This window comes from Streptococcus suis (assembly GCF_002960625.1).
GTDB lineage: Bacteria > Bacillota > Bacilli > Lactobacillales > Streptococcaceae > Streptococcus > Streptococcus suis_T.
The window spans coordinates 1-17,997 of record NZ_POJH01000027.1 but is presented as its reverse complement, the minus strand read 5'-3'; the positions used below and the strand labels follow the sequence as shown (position 1 = coordinate 17,997).

Sequence of the window (17,997 nt, the reverse complement as noted above, 5' to 3'; positions counted from 1 at the left end):
TAAAATATAGTCTCCTTTTGAGCCAAATAAAAACTCTACTACAATTATATAAGTAATAAACGTGAAATGCAAAGAAAACGCTAGCAATCTTATAGAATCAAAAAAATTTCCCAACGATAACCGTCAGGAAACTAATGAAAACCATTATTTCAAAGCAACCTCTTCAATCATCACTCCCTCACCGTTTCAATCTTCCACTCCTTCCAACCTCGGAAGCGAATGGCTCCTTGCTGGTCGGTGCGATAGACTTGGATTTTCCGACTGTCAAAACGGTCCAAGGTTTCTTGGTGGGGATGCTTGTAGCGGTTGTGTTCTCCTGCAGATACCAGGGCAATCTTGGCTCCGATATGGTCTAAAAATTCAGGATAGGAAGAACCTTTGGAACCGTGGTGACCAGCCTTGAGGACATCGACAGGCAGGTTGGGATAGGTTTCTATCAAGTCCAACTCCCCCTGCTCCAAGTCCCCTGTAAAGAGGAAATTGGTTTCCAGCAAGCGGCCGTAGAGAACAATGGAATCATTATTACCACCGTCGCCTGTCCCGTCTGGATAGAGGACCTCCAGATAGGCGTCAAACATCGGCAGGCGGTCGCCCACTTTTACCACATGGACAGGCACATTGATTTTTTTCAGAGTTGCTACAAAGTCAGGTACCGTCAGACTTCCCGGCGACACGACAATCCGACCAATCTGAACCTGCTTAGCTACTTCCAGCACATCGCCCACATGGTCTGTGTCGGTGTGGGTCAGCACTAGACTATCAATCCTATCCACACCCCGACTATGCAGATAGGGAATCAAAGTCCGCTCTGCATTTGCCTGCGAAGATCGCTCCTGCCACTCCTCCTTGGCCGCAAAATCAACTCGTCCGCCCACATCTATCAGAACCGTCCGCCCCCGCATATCCCGCAAAAAGATGCTGTCCCCCTGTCCGATGTCCACCACCGTCACCTCGTTTTCCAGCGGGTGTTTGGTTATGAAAAATAGCAGAGCGAGGACCAAGCTCAGTCCTAGAAGCCAGTTCTTCTTCCTGTGGAAATCGTAGAGCAAGAAAAGGCAGATCACTAAAAATACCAGAACCATGCTAGACGGTTTGCCCAGTATCCAAGGTCGCAAGCCCAAATCCGCCACCCAGACAATGATTTTCTCCATAAAAACGAAAAATCCGTTGACCCAAGTAATCTTGACCAAGGGCGATAGAAGAAAAATGACCGACAATCCTGGCAAAAGCAGGACATCAAAGACAAAGGAAAAGACAAAGGTCAAGAGGATAGATAGAGGCTGAAAGGCATAGAAATAGGTCATAAGCACCGGCAAAATTCCCAGCGAAATACCGAGGCTCTCCACCGCAGCCTTTTTGACCTGCCCCAAGTCTTCAAAATCAAAGACCGTCAGCAAAAAAGCATAGGTAAAGGTCAGGACACCGCCAGCTGTCAGTAAAAATCGGGGCAGAATCAGCAGACAGACAAAGACTGTCACCGCAAAGTTATCCAACTTCCGCAAGCCTAGATTACCCAGAATTTTTTTGACCAAGGACCGCACCACCGACACAGAAAAGCCTGTCAAACCAGCATAGAAAAGTGAAAAGGGAATCTGCAACTTATCTACGGTTTCCTTGGTCAAGCCCAAACGCAGTAAAATCCAGCGAAACTTGTCGATGAAAAAGCCCACCTGCATACCAGACAGGGCAAAGAGATGAATGATTCCTAGACTAGAATAGAGGTCGCTCATCTGGTCGAAATCACTATCTAGCTCCCCAAACAAAAGCCCTGTCATGTAGTGACTCATAGGAGCTGGAAAATTGGTTTTGATATAGACCAAGGCCTGCCTCCGCCAGCTTGATAGCCAGTCAAAGACATTCCAAGACTGGACTGGGACAATCTTCTTGATTGCCGTAATCTTGACTGTTCGGTAGATGCCCTGTGTTTTCAGATAGGCCTGATAATCAAAGCCCTTGAAATTCCGCTGACCTGCTGGCAGGCTAACTTCTGCTTCCACTTCAAGCTGGACCAAATCTGTCAACTTTTGAAAATAAGCCTGCTCCTCCTGACTGGCTAATTTGTAAAAAACCTGATAGGTCTGTCCGTCAGCCCGACCACGAAAGGACAGGCTGTCCCCGTTTATCTTGATGGTATCGGGAAGCAACTGGATCTGGTCGACATGACCTGGAGCTGTCTGGTCTGCCCGCTCCCATTGGACCTTTTGGCATCCGAAAAACAGGCCAAACAGGGCTAGAAGCTGCAGCGTTTTGAGAAAAACTGTCTTACCTTGCCGAAATCCAAAGACCAGCAACAACAAACTCAGAAGGGCCATTGTCAAGAGGGAAAAAGAGTGGACTGCAAAATAGACCGCCACCGCTAAGATGGCCAAGTGGATGGGCTGGCAGGGGAGCTTAATCGACCGTGACATAAGGTCGAATGCTTTCCATGGTCTTGTCGCCGATGCCTGAAACATTGTTGAGGTCATCTACCGACTTGAAACCGCCGTTGGCCTCACGATAGGCGATAATGTCCGCCGCCCGCTTGGCACCTATGCCCGAAATGGTCTGCAGGTCTGCCTCGGTCGCCGTGTTGAGATTGACCTTGCTTTCATTTCCTTTTTGAGAAATAGCCGAGCTGGCAGTCGTGCTAGCCACCATCGAGATTTGTTCATCTTTACTTGCCACATAGACCACCGCCTCGTCACTGAGCTTCTGAGCCAGATTAATAGACTTGGGTTCTGCCTGACTGGTCAATCCGCCAGCTGCCTCAACCGCGTCATTGACACGACTACCTACTTCTAAAGTATATAGCCCAGGCTTTTCCACCGCTCCTTTGACATCAACGACCAGCTGGCTGGGCTCTTCACTTACTTCTGTACTAGTTTCCTCGACCAACTCAGAGCTACTAGAAGTTTGTTCAGTCTGTGGAAAGTTTGTCAGACCCGTCTGGTCAGACTTGGCTGGTTGACTAAATACTAAAAATGTAGTCATAAGCAAACCAGCCGCTGCGGGCAGAGCAATCTGCCACTTGTATTCTTTAAGCATTTCTATATAAGTTTTAATCGTATCCATAAATTACCTCCACCTATATAGTTCGTAAAAAATACAAAAAACCCGCCATCAGCGAGTTTCATCATATTATTTTTTATCCAACTGCGTGCTTGGTTGCCAGAAGAAGCTAGCGATATAGCTAAAGACATAGGTTAGACCTAGAACAAGGGCAACCAGTAGGAGCACAGGAATACGATAGATATAGGTCAAGATATTTGGCTTTTTCTGGGTCTGGAAAGAAGCTGCATGGTTATCCAATCTCTTGAATTCCGCTTCGATACGGCTGGTCACTTCTGCCGTACCCGCGTCATCCATGCGCTTGATGTCTGAAATATCGATTGGATTTCCGAAGGCCACGTCAATTCGTTCACCAGCTAAAAGTCCTTTGATAGTCATTGGTCCCACATAGGTTGCTGGCATGAGTTTGACCTTGGCTGACTTGGCAATGACCGCCACACCTCCCTTAAGTTCCGATGAATGACGGCTACCAGAAGGGAACATGACAAGTGAGCGGTCACTTTTTTTCAACATATTGACAGGATACTTGATGGCTGCCATGCCAGGATTTTCACGGTCAATGGGAAAGGCACCACACTTGCTAATCCACCAACCAAAGCCACGTTCCTTGAAGAGTTCTTTTTTAGCCATAAAGATAAACTGCTTGGGTGCAGCCGCATAGCCCAGAAAAACAGGATCCCAGAAGGTCTTATGTGGGGCGATGAGGATATAATTTTCCTCCTGTGGCAAAATATTTTCTCTGTCATGGTAATGAATATTACCATTGATGGCCCACAGCAAGAATGTTAATAGCGTTCGTAGATAAGAATAAAACATAAACTTCTCCTTTTTCAATCCCTCCTATTATAGCATAAGTAGGCAAATAACCCTAGAGCTAAGTCAAACTTCTATAGTCTCATCCAATCTGGCTCGGGTTAAAACAGTCTATCCCAAGACTGTCCTCGCTTCCGGGTTTTCTGGCTCGGGTTAAAACAGTCTATTCCCAGACTGTCCTCGCTCTCCTATTTCAAGGCTCGGGTTAAAACAGTCTATCCCTAGACTGTTTTAATCAACTGACTTCAAAGCTTCTAGCATATCCACCTTTCTTAGATGATGGTTGACATAGATGCCAAGGGCTGCCAAAATGCCAACAATAGCTATCACTGGAATGACGTAAACTTCCAGACTGACTGCTGGATTGAAACGAATGCTATCCGAACCAATCATGGCAAGAAGAAGCTTGTGAAGGTAGATCCCGCCAATCAGCCCAACCCCCATACCAATTAAGGAAAGAACCATAGTTTCCCTATAAATATAGAGGGTCACTTCCTTATTATGGAAGCCCAGAACTTTTATGGTCGAAAGTTCTCGAATCCGTTCTGACATATTGATGATGGTCAGGTTGTAGAGGATAACTAGACCAAGCAGGATAGACAGGACCACCAAGATAGTCATAATGGTCTGTAGTGAGCCTGCAATAGTAGTGAGCATGGACATGAGGGAGGTGTTTTGCACCAGACTTCTGACCGCTGGCATGGCTAGCAGCTGGCTAGAAATCGTTTGAACATGGCTGGTCTGGCCATTTTTTAACTGCACCAGATAGGCATTGGCAGTCTTTTGCTTGCCCGTCACTTGTTCATAATAGCCTCTAGTCATATAGATAAAGTGTCCTGCATACATATCCGCCACAGCAGCAACCCTGACCTGAACTTCCTTATCCTCCAAGGTCAGCGATAGCTTGTCTCCGACTGTCACACCGTAGATAGCTGCGAGTTTTTCTGTGAGGACAATACCCCTGCCACTCAGTTGAATAGGCTGACCAGATGACGTTTCAAGACTGACTAGATTTCCTAGATCCTGACGGTCTGAAATAAAGAGGCTGATTGATACATTCTTTCTTTGGCTGCCTGTTTTCACTGTTTGACGGAGTTGCTCAAAAGCCACTGGCAAGGATTGACCAACTTGATTTGACTGGAGAAAGTCTGTTAATTTGTCTAATTCCTGCTCCCCTGCTCTGCTATTTTCCACTACCAACATATCATAATGGATCAGCTCCCCAAACTGCCGTTGGACAACCCCTGAGATAGAGGAACGAATGCCTAGACCGCCAAAGAGGAGGGCGACTGTCCCTGCCACACCGAAGATGGTCATGAGCATGCGGAGCTTGTAGCGGAAGATATTGCGGGCAGTCACCTTGTGGGTAAAGCTCAAGCGGGACCAGATGGCTGGCCATTTTTCCAGCCAAATACTGGAACCAGCAGCGGGAGGTTTTGGAAGGAGAAGCTGGGCTGGCTTCTCTGTCAATTCTCTCCGAGCTACCAAATAGGCAGGGAGGACGGATGAAATCAGAGAAAGCAAGAGGGCCAGACCTGTCCAAAGTGGATAAAAGTGGAGCTTGGCAGACCCGATGACTGTCGTCTGGGTGATAATGCTTGAAATAATAGGCGATAGGACAAGATTCCCCATAAATATGCCGACAAAGGTACCAACTAGGCCTGCTGCTAGTCCATAAAGGATAAACTTAGCCATAATCTGACCATTGGTATAGCCAAGTGCCTTGAAGAGTCCTGACTGGGTCCTCTCTTCATCGACAAATCGGGCCATGGTGGTAAAAGTAACTAGAGCTGCGACCAGATAGAGAACTACTGGAAAGACATTGCCTACTGCCGCAATGGACTTGGTCGCATTGCTATAGGTGGTGTATCCATCTCCACCAGGAAGGCTGGTCCGACTGTAAATCTGATAAGGAGATTTTTCTAATTTGCTCAAGTCGGATTTGGCTTGAGCAATCTCTGTTTGGGCTTGGCTGATTTCTTGGTTGGCTTCCGCTTGTTTTTCTGATAATTGGGATTGAGCCTGAGCTAATTCCTTGTCTGCTTCTTCCAATCGCAATTCTTCTTGACGCAGTTTCAAGTCAGAAGATTCCAATTGACTGACACCCCACTCATAATCTGAAACACCCTTTTGATAGGCTGCCAGACCTTGCTCATACTGCCCCAAACCTGATTGGTAGTGGGCCAAACCAGTCTGGTATTCCTGATTCCAGATGTTGTAGTCAGCTAGACTTGTTTCATATTCTGCAACCTTAGATTGGTAGTAGTCATAGTGAGTGATATAGGCTTGGTTGGCTTGCTCATAGTTAGCTTCCAGTTGATCTAAGCGAGCTTTTTCTGCGTCCAAGGCTTCCTGTCTAGCTAATAAGTCAGGATGGTCAGATAAGGTCTGTCCAGCCTGAACCTGACTGGCAATCAACTGATTTAAACCTTGTTGATTTTGGTACCAATCGGCACGACCAGTTGAAATTTGTGAAGCTGTCTGACTGAGGTGGGCATTTTGCCCATCCAGTTCCTGCTTGGCATTTTCCAAGCGCTGAGCAGTTTCAAGTAGACCCTCGTGGCTTCCGTCCAAAAAGGATTTTGTTTGGTCCAGTTTGGCTTTCTGGCTGTCCAATTCTTTCCTGCTTTCTTCCAATTGAAACTTGGTTTGTAGCAATTGGGCAAGAGTTGCTCGTAATTCCATTTCCGACTGAACAAGCTTTGCCCGTCCACGCGCAAATTCACTGCGACCGCTTGCTGCTTGCTCCTGACCAGTCGCCAGGTCTTCTGCTGCTTGGTCCAGCTGGCTTTGAGCTTGAGCAATGTCTTCTTCTCCCTTGGAAATTTCCGTTTGCCCTTCTGCTTGGATGGCTTCCAACCGCTGTTCATCATTATCTGCCAATAACTTTTCTAGGTCTTCTTGGTGTTGATCCAGTTTCTCCTGATAGGCCTGACTGTAGTAAGGCAAATTTGCCAAATCATCATAGACAATTCTAGCTATGGTATAAACATCAGATTGAAAAACTTCCTCCGAAACAACTCCATATCCTGTCAACTGACCATCTCCACTTGCGGCCATGCCCATGGTTTCATTGTCCCAAATTTCCGCCGAAGCTACGAAACCAACAACGGTAAAGGTCGTTTGGGTCAGGATGGTGCCATCCTTATCAGGCTCTGTTACTTGAAATGGATCTCCTACTTTATAGCTTTCTTGTAAGGAAGGAGACAGAGCTATTTGCCCCTTTTGACTGGGCAATTCACCTTCTAGCAATTTATAGGTTGAAATAGATTTTGGTGCTGAAAATAGCCGAACGGCCGTTTGATTTTTCTTGGCTACTACATCCTTAAAATGGCCAGCCTCTACTGTCGCACCTTTAATGGATGCCAATTCGTCCAGGTCAGCCTGACTGATACCCAGACCTGAAATGACAGCCAAATCCATTGTCCTATGGTCAGCGATATAGGTTTGGGCTGATTTTTCCATATTGGGAGCTGTTACTTTCAGACCTGTCAATGCTAGAGCTCCCAACATCATCAGGCTAAAAATGGACAAAAAACGCCCCTTGGAAGAAAGCAGAGATTGCCTCATATCCTTCCAGTAGATTTTCTTTTTCATCATATCACCCACTAATATTCTAGGCTAGCAATATCCTGCGGTTCTGCATTCAGCTCAACAGAATGCACACGGGCATCCCGCATCCGAATGACCCTGTCTGCAATAGGAGCCAGAGAGCTATTGTGGGTCACGATAATCACCGTTGCCCCTTGTGTGCGGGACATATCTTGCAGGATTTGCAAGACCTGCTTGCCAGTTTGGTAATCCAAGGCACCTGTCGGTTCATCACAAAGCAGGATTTTTGGCTTTTTGGCAACTGCTCGAGCAATGGCAACCCGTTGCTGCTCACCGCCTGAAAGCTGGGCAGGGAAATTATTGATACGATGGCCTAGTCCAACTTGTTCCAAGACCTCCTCGGCATCCAAGGCATCCTTGACGATTTCTGCAGCTAATTCCACATTTTCCTTGGCAGTCAAATTGGCAACCAAGTTATAAAATTGAAAGACAAAACCTACATCATCTCTACGATAATTGGTCAGTTCATGACTTGACAGCTTGGCGATATCCACACCGTCAATCCAAACCTCCCCCTCGTCATTGCTATCCATGCCACCTAAGATATTGAGCAGAGTGGATTTGCCCGCACCAGATGAACCCAGAATGATGACTAACTCACCCTGCTCAATCTCAAAGGACACACCGTCATTGGCCACAATGGTCGCATCCCCCATTTGGTAGTATTTTGACGAATTGATTACTTGGATATAGGACATGGTACACCTCGCTTTTCTTAGTAATATTATAACATAAAGAGAGGGTTTTCACCCTCTCCTTTATCTTTTACACTTGGGCAATAGCAGAGCCGCCATAGAGTTTGAGTTCTTCTCTGATGGTCTGGTAGTAATAGCGATCAAATGCCCGCCAAGCCTGCCTGCTGGTTTCACTCAATCGCAGGTCCCCTAATCCAACTAGGAAACTAGTCGAACGATAAAATTTCTCAATCGCAATCAGTTCTGTATTGGTGACCGACTTGGCCTCCGACAATAGGCGTGTCGTCTGTGTCAGATTATGCTGGAACCGTTGCTCATCAACTGTTCCTACTTTATCTGCTTGAAAGGTCCGATCCAAGTCTTGAATGTGGGCCAAAACGTCCTGAATAATCTGTGTCTTTTCCATACAAAACCCTCCTTGTTTTTGATAAATTTAGTATATCAAATTAGACAAAAATATTCAAGTTATTTGTGTATTTCCTTGATTTATATCTATATTGATATTATAATTATGAGAGATAATACACAATTACTCAATAGCAACATTTTCCCTTTCTCCCCTGGAGGTATCTATGTTTCAAATTGAAGGAAAGCTATTTTTCCGTAGCAAGAAAAACTTGTTCGCTATCTTGGTCATGCTGTTTGCAATCCTAGCTAGTTCCTTACTAGCAGGTTATCACAATCGGCAGGCCAAATTAAAGGTCATCCAACACTATGAAGAGTCTATCCAAAATTTTGAAAATATCATACAAGATTTAGAAACACAGTATCAGACTCAAACTCTCAGTGAAGAGGATTACCAGGCTGAACAAACATTTTTTACAGACTATATTGCCAACTACCAAAAGGAGATTGAGGCGGTCAAGAAGGAGGACTGGATCTATTTTTATGAGAAAAATATCCAGCACTATCAGAAGGATGGACAGTATATCAGCCATGTCTATCAAAGTTATGAATTTGCTCCACAAACCATCGAAAATACCTTCATGATTTCCAAGTATCTGCTAGAAAAAGAGATACCCTCAGCCTTTCCAACTGAGCTTTACCTAACAGCCTTTGAGAATCCCCAAACACCAACAGATAGAGAAATCGTCAAGAGCCTGGGCCAGCAGGCCTTAAAGGGAACCAGTCATGAAATCTGGCAGGGTCAAAAACAGCTAGGCCTGGTCATCACCCTTCCTCTCTTTCTCTTAACTTTCACCAATTTTTTCATCAAAGACCAGCAGGGAACTAGCCGGCAGATTCGCCTTTTACAGACCCTGGGGCTGACTAGAATTCGAATTACAACCAATAAATACCTAGCCTACCTGACACTATATACCACCCTCTTTCTCACTCTCTATCTGAGCCATTTTCTCATCGCATTTTTGCTAAATGGCAATAGTAGCTGGATCTATCCTGTAACCACCTATAGCAGTAGGGGACTGGCTTACAGTTTTATCACCACAACCATTAAACCTATATATCAAGTCATCTTGCTGGCCTGTGGCATGCACTATCTCTACCTTCTATTTCTGCTGGGAGTGGCACAGACCTTGGCTAGAGTCTTAAAAAATGGACTGGCTGGACTAGTGGTCACACTAGGACTTGTCATCTCTGCCAACTTCTTTCCCCATATCTTCAATCCATTTAGCCTATGGAATGCAGGCAATCTGGCAGACGGAAGTGCCATCATCTACCATCAATTAACAGGATACAGCATTCCAAAAGTCTTTACGGTTCTTCTCATCAGTAACCTGCTCATCTATTGCCTGCAATTCTATCTCCTGACAAGAAAAAGTGAGGTCTAACCATGCGATTATCTATTCACAATTTGTGCAAATCCTACGGGAAAAAGAAGATACTTGACCAGCTAAACCTAGAACTGGTGGATCCTGGAATCTGGGCCCTGATTGGACCAAATGGAGCTGGAAAGACAACCCTCCTAGACTGCATTGCCAACCTGCAAACCTTTGATTCGGGAGAGATTTCTATAAACGGCAAGAAGCACGATAATCCAAATGTCTACCAAACCTTTTCCTACCTGCAGGACAACCGGGTCCTCTACCCTGAATTGACAGGGCTGGAACACTTGCGATTGGTCCAAACTATCCAAGGGTTACCCAAAGAGCGGATTGAGGAAGTCATTCAAGAAATCGGTATCCGTGATTATGTGAAAATCCCTGTCAAAAATTATTCACTGGGAATGAAACAACATCTCCTGCTGGCTATCGGTATTATGAACAAGCCCCAGGTCATGCTCTTGGATGAACCCTTGAACGGACTGGACCCGACCAGCTACATCCAGACCCGAAAATTGCTCCAAAAACTAGCAAAGAATGGCTCAACCATTATCGTGTCTTCCCACCAGTTAAACGAAGTGGATCAACTAACCGACCAACTGCTCTTTCTCAAACAAGGAAAAATCATCGAGCGAAAACTGGAACAGGTTGGGCGACAATATGCCGTTCAGACTAGTGACAATCAGACAGTGTATCAGAAACTTGGGCAAATGAAGGGACTGACTTTGGCCAATGATAGCATTCAGCTAGACACCAGTGTTCACAGTCTGCATTTCTACCTTGATCAACTTATGGCTTGTCAGGTGGAAATTCTGGATATTAGCATTCAGGAACACCAGTCCGAAGAAATCTATAAAGAACTATTTGAATAGGGAGGCTTGACCATGAATCTATTGTCCCTTTTCATTCTACGACTGAAACGCAATGCTCTTTTTCTAGCCCTCATGACCGCTGTGGCTCTTATCCCACTTGCTCTGTCCTATCGGAATGTCCTAGAAGCCGAAAACCTGCGCTTTGAGGATCGAACCCGTATCATACAAGTCAAAAAAGAAGCTGAAACCTTCTTGTATACTGACGATAAGGAAGCTCAAGCCTTAGACCAGGAAAGTATGGATTATTATAAAAAACTCTTAGAACTAGCGACCACCTACTTAGAAAAGGAACATATCCAAGGAAAAAGTCAGGAGGTCTTGGAAACGGAGTTAGAACTCTACCAGACCATGCAAAACTGGGAGGCAAACGGGCACAATATCAATCATTTTACAAACAGCGAACTGGCAGAACGTATCACAGTCTATAAAAAAGTACTAGAGCAAAGCCTTAGCTTTCACTACCCTACTGCACCCAAGGATATCTATCTGACCTTGTTACAGGTTCTGCCAGCTAGCAACTATATAATCCCCCTTGTCATCTGCTGTCTCTTAGCCTGGCTCCTGATGACTGACCTTTCCAAACATCGTGGTCTCCTCTTTATCAACGGACTATCCCCTGGTCAATATGCCACTAGCCTGACCCAACTTGCTCTTCTCCTACAAGTTGCTATCTATGCCCTCATCCTGTTCATGCTACTTCTATTGGCACATCAGTTCCAATTTACCTTCCAAGAAGACTATCCTCTACTAGTCGGCACAAATACTCTATCTACCATATCTATCAGGGAACAATTACAGAAACTCCTGCTGGTAATGGCTGGAATGACAGGTTTCTATCTGACCTTTATCCGATTAGCAACGGCTAAAGTCCTACAAACATATAAGAGAAAATAGGCCACCTCGAAAATGGTGGCTTTTTGCTGGCAAAAAAACGATGCCTGTTCAGACACCGTTATATTCTTTTATTTAACAGCCTCCAAAGCCGCATCATAGTCTGGGTGTTCGTTGACATTATCCAGGTATTCTACATAGGTGATTTCATTGTCGGCATTGAGGACAAAGACCGCACGTGCCAGCAAATTCCACTCTCGCATGAGCACACCGTAGGATTTACCAAAGGCATGGTCATAGTAATCAGACAGGGTCACTGCATCTTCCAAACCTGCGGCCCCACACCAGCGTTTTTGGGCAAAAGGCAGGTCTGCTGAGACAGTCACAACAACAGTATTGTCACGGTCAGCCAGTTCCTGATTGAAGCGACGGGTTTGGGTATCGCAAATCCCTGTGTCAATAGAAGGCACCACACTGATAACCTTGGTCTGCTTGCCAAAGTCTTTCAGGCTTTTCAGGCTCAAGTCATTGGCCATGAGCACAAAATCAGGGGCAGTATCTCCCACTTGCAAACGTGGACCTACCAAGGTCACTGGTTTTCCAATAAAGGTTGTCATAAAACATCTCCCTTGCACTTATTACTCAATGAAAATCAAAAGTAGTCTAGGAAACGAAGCCGAAGATAGAACTGGAGTTCATCAAGGCGAGTTGACAACGGATAATTTTGATTTTCGAAGAGTAGAATATATTTATTGTAAGCGTTTATAAGCAAAAATACCAGTTTTTTGACTGGTATTTATATTTTCAGGCTCTTTTCATCTTCCAAGCGTCCTCATACCCACCAATCAAACATGTTGTCATTCGTCGCATTGGATGCACCGTTCTGACAATGCTAAGAGGAGGTACTTTCTCTATTAAACACAACAAGTCGCTTATTCAGACTAGGTAATTGATTGAAAAAATTTATCCCTCTTTGGCCAATCACAATGTAAACGCTTAATAACAAAGTATATTGGGCGGTTACTTTGTACATTCAATTTGTATACTCAAAAAGCTCTATTATCTCTGCGCTGGGAGTACCTATTGCAGAAATTATAGAGCCAGAAATATAGGGATAAAATTACACATTTTAAAAATTAAATTCACTCTTTATTTAAAAGTCTATTATTTTTTAAGATATACCATAACGACAAAAGCGAAATTAGGATTAAACAAATTCTCCCCAGGTAATAGGTAGACTTGACCAAAATATTACTAAGAACCTCTAAAGATAGGAAGGTATATAATACTACTCCAGAAATTACAATTAAGTATTTCAAACTGTACTCACTAATTACATATTCAACGTTTCTAAAATTTATTTTTAAACTTGAATTGATTTTTTTTATAACATAACTCAATAGAAACATACCTGCAACAATGATACTAACTGATAATATTATATGATTTATAATTGGTTCAGAATAGAATGGATTAATTTCCTTTAATAGATTCTCAAGCATTTTTATTTACCTCCTTAATTTGAATTATTTGATCACAGCTTTTAATCACCTCATCATCATGAGATATTAGCATAACAATACTTCTTTTCTTCAAAAACTTTATGGAATTTAGAAACCAATCCTTTCTAATACTATCTAAATTTGAAGTAGGTTCATCATAGACCAGAACATCTTTTCCAGATATAAAACTAGCAATTATTGCTGCTGTCTGTAAATCACCGCCGGATAAATTGTCTTGTGGTATATCCCACTTACTATCTAGAAAAGAAGAAATATCATGGTTTAATAACATATTTTTAGACAAAATATTTTCCAAAAAGTCTTTTTCACTAATATCGAAATATTCCTTAAAATAATTCTTTATAGATAAATCCATCAGATACGGCCTTTGCGTAACAAAGAAATATTTTTTTTGTCTTAAATTTACACTATCAATTAGGCTTAAAGATTTACCATTATAGTAAATCATATTTTTACTACAATGTATTATCCCAGATAGAAGTTTATATAATGTACTTTTTCCTGAACCATTCTGTCCAACTATTGAATAACTTTTACCTCTTTCAAAGTGAATAAAAAAATCTTCATATAAAATTTCATCGTAAGCATAAGTTAAGTTTCCATAAATTTCATGAATTTCCTCTTCAAATGCATCTGTTCCATCTAAAGATTGTTCAATGCCTAGTAACAAAGAAATATTTTCTATTGAGGCTTTTGTCAATTGATAGGAGTTACCAAAATCAAAAAAGTACTCTGTATTACCAAGAACTAAAGAAAAATACGACATAAGAATAGTCACTTTGCCAATATCCATTGTACCACTAAAAATATGCAAAGCAACTACTCTAAACATAATTACATTTAATATTAATGCAATCACTCCTTGAAGAAAACTCTGTAAATTTGTAATATTCATGAATCTTTTTAAGATCGAAAAATAATTATTGAATCCCTTTACAAATCGTTCGTTCTCTACTTCATAATAGCCTTGGTGAACTATGTAGTCTAAGTTAGCAACTTGAGAATAAAAATCTCCATAAAAGTTTGAAGTTGATTCTTTAACTCTATCTCCCATCAAATAAACTTTGCTTTTAAATATATAGTAAACAATAGAGTATATTAGAAGTGCAGCAACGGTCAAAAAGCCTAAAGAAACATCCGATACATATATGTATATTATAATGATTACTGTTTGAAAAAATTTAAATATAGTGGTAAATAAATTATTCAACAAAAACGACGATACTTGTGTCAAATCCAAATTAAATCGCTGAGTGATTGAACCTGCTGAAATTTTTGATAAGTCTTTATAAGAAATGTTTCTGAGTATCTTAATGAACTGAAACCTTTTTTTTTGATTAATTAATTCAGAAAAAATTAAACCTAAATATTTTACAATTGGAGATATTGATTGATTTGCTAGACCAACTATTGCAATACTTAGCAATACAAAATTTAGAGAATTCGATTTTTTAGAAACTAAATTATTCATAAACTCACCTGTTAATACAGGAAATGCCATTTCCAATGAAAATGCTATGAACAAGCAAATAGCGTATAAAACAAATTTTTTATACTCTTCGTGTATGAAAACATATAACTTTTTTATAACTGTCATCGAAAGTTCTCCAATAAAACAGAAAGTCCAGGATAACTAGCCACAATTATCATCCCAGACCTCCTTTGTCAATCAACTAAACTACCATTTTTTACAATGATTACTCACTGTTGACCAAGCGCTAGTAATAATTGTAATGGTAACCGTGGTAGCTACAGCGGCTGCTTCAACCTGTGTAGATGGAAGAGTCTGTAAACCCAAAACCTTATCCATTGAATTTGTTTTAGTTTCCATGGTTGTATCTCCTTTCTAGTAAATCCTAAAAATATTATAAATTCTAAAATTCTAATATAAAAAGTATTTACATATTAGTATCCTAAGCTATCTTTAGTGGCAACCATAGCAAGGGATCCTTTGATAACAAAGATTGAATAGACAAAATTGCACCTGCATTTCCCGACTGCACATCACATGAGCGGCGCATTGATAATTGTCCAGGTAAAAATAATTGACTATCGTTTTTTATCAAATATAAATTCAATAACCGCATTAAGTGAGGATTGCTCAAATCATCCGAACCCAGAATAGATTCTAATATAACTTGACTAAAAGCTCCTGTAAGCAACCCAGAATCATAAAACAATCCTAAGCTTCTATTATTGCTCAATTCATCAAAATACTGAATGTAATTTTTATTTAGCTTATATTTCATATAATACCAAACAAGTGAGACACCGATGATTCCATTTCCCAAATACGGCATCAATCTTCCGTCACTTGTTACAAGTTGAACAACACTACTTTTTTCTGAAATATTAATACACCCATGAACTTTGTCCAGATGAGATACTGCTAAATCATAGATTTCTTCTTTACTTGTTAATTTATAATATACTAGTAAGGCAAAAATATAGCCAGATAGCCCATCCAAAAAATCTTTTTTTTCATAATCGAAATCAAAGTCACTCTCTATTTTCTTGATAATGTCTTCTACCATAGATAGTATTTTATGATTGTCTTCAGCAACTCCCAAGTATACTAAACTTAATAGACCTAGAATTACCCCTGATAAGCCGGATCTAACTGATATATTTGTGAAATGCTGTAAACTAAATTTCGAACAATAAAATTCCAGCAGTTCGTCAGCCAACTCCACTTCTCCAATAATATACAGTACATTTATTATTCCCAATTGCCCAGATAATAGTCCAAAATCACATTCTTTGAAACGCTCTTTTTGATTTGCAATCCAAATTTTATAGCTTGAAAGATCCTCTCCGGCTCTATATAAGGCATAAATCATACCAAATGCACCATTTAAATAATTTATAGTCCCACCGACAGTTAAGTATGAATTTAAATCACCATACGAGAATAAATTAGTTAAAATAACATTTTCTTTCAATCCCTTTATTAACCCTTGTTTAATATGTAATAAATCATTACATACTTTAGGCTCCTTTATAGTATCATTATTAAAGTATTTTGGAAATTTTTCAATTATTTTCTCTCGTCCAAATCGGTAAAATATATAGTTTTCTTGAATAGGTACTAGTTTTTTATCTAAATCCGATACAGAAGAAATTGGAAGCAATAAATACTTTACTAAATTTAACAAAGCAGACTCATCATTGCTTTTTCTATCAAATTTATACCCAGAAAATCCCTTAGTGGCTAATCCAGTATATTCCTCATATAAATCACCCGCTGTCTCAAAATCGATTACTTTACAGACTAAATGTATGTCAACCATAATATTATTAGGCTGTAAATCGGACATACCTATTCCTTTGGAGTGAATATCTTCCATAATTTCTTCTATTTGATCAATAATAGTCTTCAACTTTACCAGATATTCATTGACATCATCGTCACTCGAAATTACAAAAGGATAATTTTTCGCAAGCCAATTTGCTAATGTCATTCCGTCAACAAACTCTTCAACTAGGTATTCATTTTCCCATACTTTAAAGTATTCAATAACATTTACAACCGCATCATTTTCTCTTAATTTATTTAATACGTTATATTCTTGACGTAAGCGAGTAATTGCTGATTTATCGTCGGCATCAAACCCTACGTTTGCCCTTGCCTCCTTTATTACTACTCTTCTGCCATCAGAAATATTTTTTGCTAAATAGATACCTCCAGAAGTTGTATATTTAAGCGACTCTGTAATCTCATAGTTATCTAGACCATTACTATCTTCATCGCAAGATATCACATTAACGCTAGATTTCAAACAATCCGGAACATCTACAAAATTAGGTATACTGAAAAATGGTTCTCTTTTATCTGGAATCAGATTTCCTGAATTATCAAAAAGACATAGAACTCCATTAGATAACATCTCTTGAAATGCACCATACCGAAAATAGATATTAGAATCCAAATATCTCCTGTCTGTTAATATATATGTAGCCTGGTTATATTTTTTTAGTTTCTCATATAATCTTTCAAGTACCAATTCCAAAAATTTATCCGGAGGATAAATTGTAATGAACTTCCCTGAAGTTCTTCTATCAGCGTTTTTCGAATGCATTGCTATAAACTGAGGTTTTGTATATATATGTTTAAACGAGATTTTTAAATCAAATAATATTTTAGCAACATCCTCTAAAACCTGAGAAGCATCCTCTTTTTTTGAACTAACATGGAGTTTCCAACCTTGTATTGGCACATCATCTTGCTTATTTTGATAATAACACCAAACTTTATCTTTACTTACTATAACTTCATAATCAGATGGAATGTCATCAATTATGAACATATCAGATTCCTCTAGTTTTTCAAAAGAATCTTCAAAAAAATCTGAGTTATCAACTAAATATCTCATTAAATTTTCCATAGAAACCTCACTATAAAAAAATAAAATTGAGAAACTGACATCAAACAAACTGTTTAGACTGTCACTAATAATCTACTGCAATATGTCACTTTGCAACCTAGTCTGCTTTCCCCACATCAAGCCCTCCAGAATTATTCTGTGTTCTCACCTGTACTTCATATCTATGATTTAAACATTTTAGGGGAATCGACTGTCTGCAAGTAACAGAATTGTTTAAAACAATGCTCCCTAATAACAAAAATGCTAGCAACGCATGAACACCACGATTTTTCTTCATCTTAATGAAACCCCTTTCTTTTTCCTTACCTTAATTCTAAAATATATATTTTATTTAGTCAAGTATTTTTATTGTTTTTTGAACTTTTTTTTTTTTTTATCACAATATGTAATTTTTTATTCTTGTAACTTGCCATTTTGAACTAAAAGAAATATAATTA

14 protein-coding genes are annotated in these 17,997 nt (G+C 40.5%); 3 read left to right on the top strand and 11 right to left on the bottom strand.

The features are described 5' to 3' along the window. Window positions 1–170 precede the first annotated feature (170 nt). From C1G49_RS04660 to C1G49_RS04635, 6 genes are all read right to left on the bottom strand, one after another. On the bottom strand, window positions 171–2,408 hold the full coding sequence (locus C1G49_RS04660) for a DNA internalization-related competence protein ComEC/Rec2 (RefSeq protein ID WP_105124802.1): 2,238 nt from the start codon (window positions 2,406–2,408) through the stop codon (window positions 171–173). Continuing rightward, window positions 2,392–3,051, bottom strand: a complete 660-nt coding sequence (locus C1G49_RS04655) for a helix-hairpin-helix domain-containing protein (RefSeq protein WP_105124801.1) — start codon at window positions 3,049–3,051, stop codon at window positions 2,392–2,394. Before C1G49_RS04655 ends, C1G49_RS04660 begins: the two co-directional genes overlap by 17 nt. A gap of 66 nt (window positions 3,052–3,117) precedes the next feature. Next, entirely contained in the window at window positions 3,118–3,864 is a 747-nt protein-coding gene (locus C1G49_RS04650) for a lysophospholipid acyltransferase family protein (protein ID WP_105124800.1), read from the bottom strand. Window positions 3,865–4,092: 228 nt separating this feature from the next. Further along, entirely contained in the window at window positions 4,093–7,458 is a 3,366-nt protein-coding gene (locus C1G49_RS04645) for an FtsX-like permease family protein (protein WP_105124834.1), read from the bottom strand. Between the two features lie 11 nt (window positions 7,459–7,469). After that, window positions 7,470–8,171, bottom strand: coding sequence for an ABC transporter ATP-binding protein (locus C1G49_RS04640; protein WP_105124799.1), 702 nt, complete (start codon window positions 8,169–8,171; stop codon window positions 7,470–7,472). Between the two features lie 67 nt (window positions 8,172–8,238). After that, window positions 8,239–8,574, bottom strand: a complete 336-nt coding sequence (locus C1G49_RS04635; RefSeq protein ID WP_105124798.1) for a helicase BlpT — start codon at window positions 8,572–8,574, stop codon at window positions 8,239–8,241. A gap of 166 nt (window positions 8,575–8,740) precedes the next feature. Here C1G49_RS04635 and C1G49_RS04630 point away from each other — a divergent pair, with 166 nt between their 5' ends. The 3 genes from C1G49_RS04630 to C1G49_RS04620 are packed head-to-tail and all read left to right on the top strand — an operon-like array spanning window position 8,741 to window position 11,715. Next, the gene (locus C1G49_RS04630) at window positions 8,741–9,958 is read left to right on the top strand and encodes a hypothetical protein (protein WP_105124797.1); all 1,218 of its coding nucleotides are present in this window, start codon (window positions 8,741–8,743) and stop codon (window positions 9,956–9,958) included. Window positions 9,959–9,960: 2 nt separating this feature from the next. Continuing rightward, complete coding sequence (locus C1G49_RS04625) at window positions 9,961–10,821, top strand: ABC transporter ATP-binding protein (protein ID WP_105124796.1); 861 nt, start codon at window positions 9,961–9,963, stop codon at window positions 10,819–10,821. A gap of 12 nt (window positions 10,822–10,833) precedes the next feature. Beyond that, window positions 10,834–11,715, top strand: a complete 882-nt coding sequence (locus C1G49_RS04620; protein WP_105124795.1) for a hypothetical protein — start codon at window positions 10,834–10,836, stop codon at window positions 11,713–11,715. A gap of 68 nt (window positions 11,716–11,783) precedes the next feature. On the opposite strand, the gene tpx is transcribed toward C1G49_RS04620, so the two are convergent. The 5 genes from tpx to C1G49_RS11505 all read right to left on the bottom strand — a co-directional run bounded on the left by tpx (window position 11,784) and on the right by C1G49_RS11505 (window position 17,837). Beyond that, window positions 11,784–12,269, bottom strand: a complete 486-nt coding sequence (gene tpx / locus C1G49_RS04615) for a thiol peroxidase (protein WP_105124794.1) — start codon at window positions 12,267–12,269, stop codon at window positions 11,784–11,786. An 877-nt stretch (window positions 12,270–13,146) separates the two neighbouring features. Next, window positions 13,147–14,772 carry an ABC transporter transmembrane domain-containing protein gene (locus C1G49_RS04605; RefSeq protein ID WP_105124793.1) on the bottom strand — a complete coding sequence of 542 codons (1,626 nt, stop codon included), beginning with the start codon at window positions 14,770–14,772 and terminating at the stop codon, window positions 13,147–13,149. 81 nt (window positions 14,773–14,853) lie between these two features. Beyond that, window positions 14,854–15,006 (bottom strand): class III lanthipeptide, encoded by a 153-nt coding sequence (locus tag C1G49_RS11070; RefSeq protein ID WP_161942083.1) that lies wholly within the window; start codon window positions 15,004–15,006, stop codon window positions 14,854–14,856. A gap of 82 nt (window positions 15,007–15,088) precedes the next feature. Beyond that, the gene (gene lanKC / locus C1G49_RS04600) at window positions 15,089–17,560 is read right to left on the bottom strand and encodes a class III lanthionine synthetase LanKC (protein ID WP_105124792.1); all 2,472 of its coding nucleotides are present in this window, start codon (window positions 17,558–17,560) and stop codon (window positions 15,089–15,091) included. 97 nt (window positions 17,561–17,657) lie between these two features. After that, a complete protein-coding gene (locus tag C1G49_RS11505) occupies window positions 17,658–17,837 on the bottom strand; it encodes a PhrA family quorum-sensing system peptide (RefSeq protein WP_419153288.1) in 180 nt (59 codons plus the stop codon). Window positions 17,838–17,997: the final 160 nt, after the last annotated feature.